The sequence below is a fragment of the Neobacillus drentensis genome (assembly GCF_036965245.1).
In the GTDB taxonomy this organism is placed as follows: Bacteria; Bacillota; Bacilli; order Bacillales; family Cytobacillaceae; genus Neobacillus; species Neobacillus drentensis_G.
In genome coordinates this window covers 1-4,475 of sequence record NZ_JBALPG010000180.1, presented here as the reverse complement: position 1 = coordinate 4,475, position 4,475 = coordinate 1, and the positions used below count along the sequence as shown (strand labels likewise).

Below are 4,475 nucleotides of genomic sequence, written 5' to 3'. Positions count from 1 at the left end.
TGGACCTGGATCTTATTCTCAACCTGGCTTTTATCCTGCACCTGGATCATATTCTCAACCAGTTCCTTTATTACACGGTCCCCCTACTGACAGTTGGACCCATGATCATCAATGGAATCCAGTTTGAGAAGTATTATAAAAAGTATGCTAGAGGTAAAGGTGTGATTCTTTCAAAAGAAATTCTCATTTAATTTCTTAGGATTTCGATATACTGAAGCTGGGTTCTGTAAAGAAAGGAAATCTCCATATCACTAAGATACGGCATTTTCTCAGTATTCTACTGGGGGAAGGCCGTTAAATATTTCTTGGAATCGGATGAAATTAATAATAAATATTTTCATCAACAGTTTAATAGCTCCATCAAAATAATTCGGAAACTTGGGGCCAAATAACGTTGCCGATCTTAAATATTTATTATATCCAAATAGTTGATAAATACACATTTTCCCCATTACTAGCACAAGGTGTTCTTAACAGAATATATTAATGTTGAGTTTAACTTTAATCTAAAGGTGAGATAATAATGAATCCAGCTCAGTATTATTCTGGTCCACCAATTGCTTACCCAATTCAACCGCCAAATGTTTACCTTGGTTTGCCACCTGGTACTTATCCTGTTCAATATCAACCCAGACCAACAAACTCTTATCTTCCATGGCCACAGTGGACGTGGGACATTTGGAATGACTTATCTTGGTGGCGTTGACCAGCCTAGGAATATATTTATCTTTTAACATGATCGAAGTCAATCGTTAAAAAAAGCAGCTTCATAATGGAGCAGCTTTTTTTATCTGTATCAATCTTACAGGAAGAACTAATTTATCTGTTATATGTTTATCATTTTATCGTTCATATAAGAAATTTTTCGACTTATTTTGCATTTAAACCGAAGAAAGAAAATTTTCTTAACCAATAGAATAAGCAGATTGAGCTTTTAATAAATTTTTACCGTATTCCCACTCCAATTCATCTTTTGACATATTATCGTATTTCTTTCTTAACACTTCTTTTTGATTGTTGTTAACTTGTTTGTAATATTTAAAATTAGAAAACTTATAATCACTCAGTTTAGGAATTTTGATCCCAATAGGTCGATAAACTTGAATAAAGATTTCTTGTGTTTTAACAAAGGTTTTTAATAATTCACCCCAAACCTCTGAATCTATGCTACATTCAATGGCCTGAAGCGCAAACTCTGCGAATAAAAAGTCAGAGGCCGAATCCGGTTGTAGGTTTCCAGGGTATTTATTACCTTGGATTTCTCCGTTATCAAATAATTCAAAACATGTTTGTATTTTCTTGTTGTCTAAGTGACCTTTTTCGTCTAAAAAAAATTCATTATATAGTTGTAATTGCAGGTTTGAAAGATAATTTACATCACTAGAAACCATACTGGGCATATCATTTTTATTAGGGATTTTCCCCTCCATTGCAAATAATACTCGTTTCTTAACACGATTCATAAGAACTTGTTCAGCATTTCTTACTACTTGTATTCGCTTTTCCCGTTCTTCTATTGGTATTTGGTTGTCCTGTGAGATAAACATTGGATGAAATCGACGATCGTATTCTTCAAAGAAACGTTGAAAACGTATAATAAATAAATCAATGGCTTTAATCTTATTCCGAATTATAAACCCGCCTATAAAATTTTCATCAATATTTGTCACGAAAAAGCTTAGAATTTGAGAATTTTGAAATTCAAGTGTTATCCAGCTGTTTATTTGTTGATATGACACAAATTGTTGAGCATTTTGGGGCACACTATATGAATACATACTTGATAAAGGTGGATAATAAAAAGTTCTGTATGAACCTCGAGACAAATATCCCCCGATAAAATTTTGATTCAAATATGTAACAAAAAACTTAAAAAAGTCCCCGTTTGACAAACCTAATTCAATCCATCTATTTGTAAAATATTGAAGATTGGCTGAGTCGACACTTTGTATTGATAAATCATTTGTCAAATCTATCCTTCCTCCTCAATTCGACTTGAAACTTTCTATGCTCTGGGCACTAATCAGCTAGAGCCATGAGAAAATCCTAGCCAATTAGCGTGTCAACCTGAATTCCCTGATCATACACAATCTGGAAGTATTTATCACAACATTAAGTAACCAGGTTGAAGTGAAGTGCCTCCGAATCCGTTAAACTCCTGTTTAATGTAATAGCTGAATTTAATGAAATGCTAAACGTTCTGTAAGTATTAAAATAGAAATTACGTAATACTGTATTGGAAACCTTTCTTATTGAGAGACTGGCACCATCATAGCTTCTCTAGCCACTGTCATCTCTTACAAGCTGTCATACCGTCGAATCCAAGTGAGGGCAAACCCATATTTAATTTTTGCGTTTTTGGTACTTATTCAGTATATGATGTTAAAGTTACAAAACATTGTTTAACAAACGGAACCCCGCTAGAATTCAGGGACATTATCCATGTTTTAGGATAGTGGCCCTTTACCATTTTTATAAGAAAATATTAATTTTCCCCTATCATTCTGGTATTGGAAACTATGAAGTGATTACAGTGCCCGGTCTTTGAAAAAATCGAGGTCAGTGGGCACTATGGGGTGTCAGTGTTCCCTCTCCCTGAATAAATCGTGGTCAGTGAGCGGAGTGTTCAGTGATCTCGCTACCTCATGAAATTACGGCCATTAGGCACTATGGAATGCTCAGAGTGTCCGCTCCCTGATCATTTCGTGGTCAATGGGCACCCTTATGCTTATACCGGCCCAATTCTTGCTATTTCTACGAAATGACTTTGCCTCCCTTAAGTATTGAAATGTAATGAGTCAACACTATTTAATAAAAAGTATGACGGGTCTTTACCATTTATGTACAAGCGATGCATAGGTTTAGTCATCGATACATACAATATCATCCTGTTTAAATGTAAGTGTTAATTTTCCTAGAATAATGACCACTCCTTAATACAATGTCTTACTCGTTGGTTCTCTTTTCATTTGTATATTTTATAACCTGCCTTTGATATAGACTAATAGGGAACAGTAATAAAATAGCGATTATCAGTGCTACGATAATTCCTAAAGATATTTCTGGTTTATCTATAAACTGCAATGCAATGATAAATATACAGAGAGCAAATAATGTCAGCCATGAGTTACGAATAGTCTTAGCATAGTATATTTTATCCTCAAGGTCTGTATGAAGTTCAAAAGGTTTCCCGTCAGCTTTTTTCTCCACAATCAACAATTCTTTATTGAAAGTACCTCCCATATTGGTTGCTACACGTCCTCCCTTTTCAGCCCAAGGGCGAACACGAATTTTTCCAACAGAGTAATTTAAATTGATATTCTTGTAAAACACTTTATATCCTAATCCCTCTAAAAAACTTTTATAGTCTTCTGAATTTGACTTAGATTTTGAGGCAACAAAGTCTATTTTATATACATATGAATTTGGCTGGCATTTTTCAAATTCATATAAGAGCTTTTCAACACGAATCAACTTATAACTGTTACTAGCCATTTTGTTAAGCCATTTTTCTTGTGTATCTAATAAAGCTCCAAAATAACGATATTTTCTCATGTTATTTCCCTCCAATGATTTTTTCAGCAAACATTGATAAATCTTTAATCCTCATACATTCTTGCTTTGCAATTTCTTTTCCCTGTTCAGTAATGAGGAATTTCTTTCTTCTCTTATCAGAAATATCAGTAATTTTTATCCACCCCTTTTTTTCTAAAGAATTTAATGCTCCATATAAACTGCCTGCACCGAGTATAAGCCGACCATTTGTTGCTTGTTCTATAAACTGCATAATTGCATATCCATGCCTTTCTTCATACAAAGATAGAAGAATAAAGAATGTAACTTCTGTTAATGCTCCGCTTTTTGCATTGTCTCTGATAATACCACTTCCTTATTACGTTTTCTGTAATAATTATATCACTAACCGTAATAATATACACATAGAAAAAAGCACTCCATATGAAGTGCCTATCTATCATACCTATTCATTTTTACAAGCGAATTGCCTGTTACTGTCTATAAGCCGTTATTTTCAATATTTTTTCATACATCCATATGACAGTCTATCTTTCGCTAGCTTGTGTAATTTGTAGGTTCGCTTGCTCTTTTATCTCATGACCAAACTACTGAACCATTGGCACAAGCTTCTCTATGACAGCAGTGGCCTTACCAATGAAAGATTCGTTATCAACATTGGTTTTTTCCAGCTGATCAAGGAGATTCTTGTAAAGCTGTCTGTTAGACACCACCATGTCTTCAAAATGCTTTTGGTTCGCAGCTACCAACCCTATACAATTACTGCCAGCCACCTCCCAATTTCCGGATGGCGCCTGGCGCTTGCATTAGAAACATTCATTAGAACCTGTCTTAATTAAACTTCATTTTATACTTCGCCTGAAATGATTCTGCCGGTTTAAGATTATTGATTCCAAATTTCTTTTTCAAGTTCCCAGTTGTATTGTATGTATCAGCAATAC

General features: G+C 34.4%; 6 protein-coding genes. 1 reads left to right on the top strand and 5 read right to left on the bottom strand.

Features of this window, described 5'->3' with window-relative positions; all coding sequences use genetic code 11:
- Nucleotides 1–191: hypothetical protein (locus V7150_RS24565; protein ID WP_335523488.1), on the top strand; the 191-nt coding region annotated here is incomplete at its 5' end.
- Between the two features lie 315 nt (nt 192–506).
- On the opposite strand, the gene V7150_RS24560 is transcribed toward V7150_RS24565, so the two are convergent.
- The 5 genes from V7150_RS24560 to V7150_RS24540 form a co-directional block, all read right to left on the bottom strand.
- A complete protein-coding gene (locus tag V7150_RS24560; RefSeq protein WP_335523484.1) occupies nt 507–737 on the bottom strand; it encodes a hypothetical protein in 231 nt (76 codons plus the stop codon).
- A 168-nt stretch (nt 738–905) separates the two neighbouring features.
- A complete protein-coding gene (locus V7150_RS24555; RefSeq protein ID WP_335523482.1) occupies nt 906–1,970 on the bottom strand; it encodes a hypothetical protein in 1,065 nt (354 codons plus the stop codon).
- A gap of 976 nt (nt 1,971–2,946) precedes the next feature.
- Complete coding sequence (locus V7150_RS24550; protein WP_335523481.1) at nt 2,947–3,555, bottom strand: DUF2812 domain-containing protein; 609 nt, start codon at nt 3,553–3,555, stop codon at nt 2,947–2,949.
- A gap of 1 nt (nt 3,556) precedes the next feature.
- Complete coding sequence (locus tag V7150_RS24545; protein WP_335523479.1) at nt 3,557–3,817, bottom strand: PadR family transcriptional regulator; 261 nt, start codon at nt 3,815–3,817, stop codon at nt 3,557–3,559.
- Between the two features lie 304 nt (nt 3,818–4,121).
- Nucleotides 4,122–4,283, bottom strand: a complete 162-nt coding sequence (locus V7150_RS24540; RefSeq protein ID WP_335523477.1) for a hypothetical protein — start codon at nt 4,281–4,283, stop codon at nt 4,122–4,124.
- Between the last annotated feature and the right edge of the window lie 192 nt (nt 4,284–4,475).

Bases quoted from the DNA above. Each gene is read 5' to 3' on its own strand.
- V7150_RS24560 (WP_335523484.1), bottom strand. From the start codon at position 737: ATGTTAAAAGATAAATATATTCCTAGGCTGGTCAACGCCACCAAGATA.
- V7150_RS24550 (WP_335523481.1), bottom strand. From the start codon at position 3,555: ATGAGAAAATATCGTTATTTTGGAGCTTTATTAGATACACAAGAAAAA.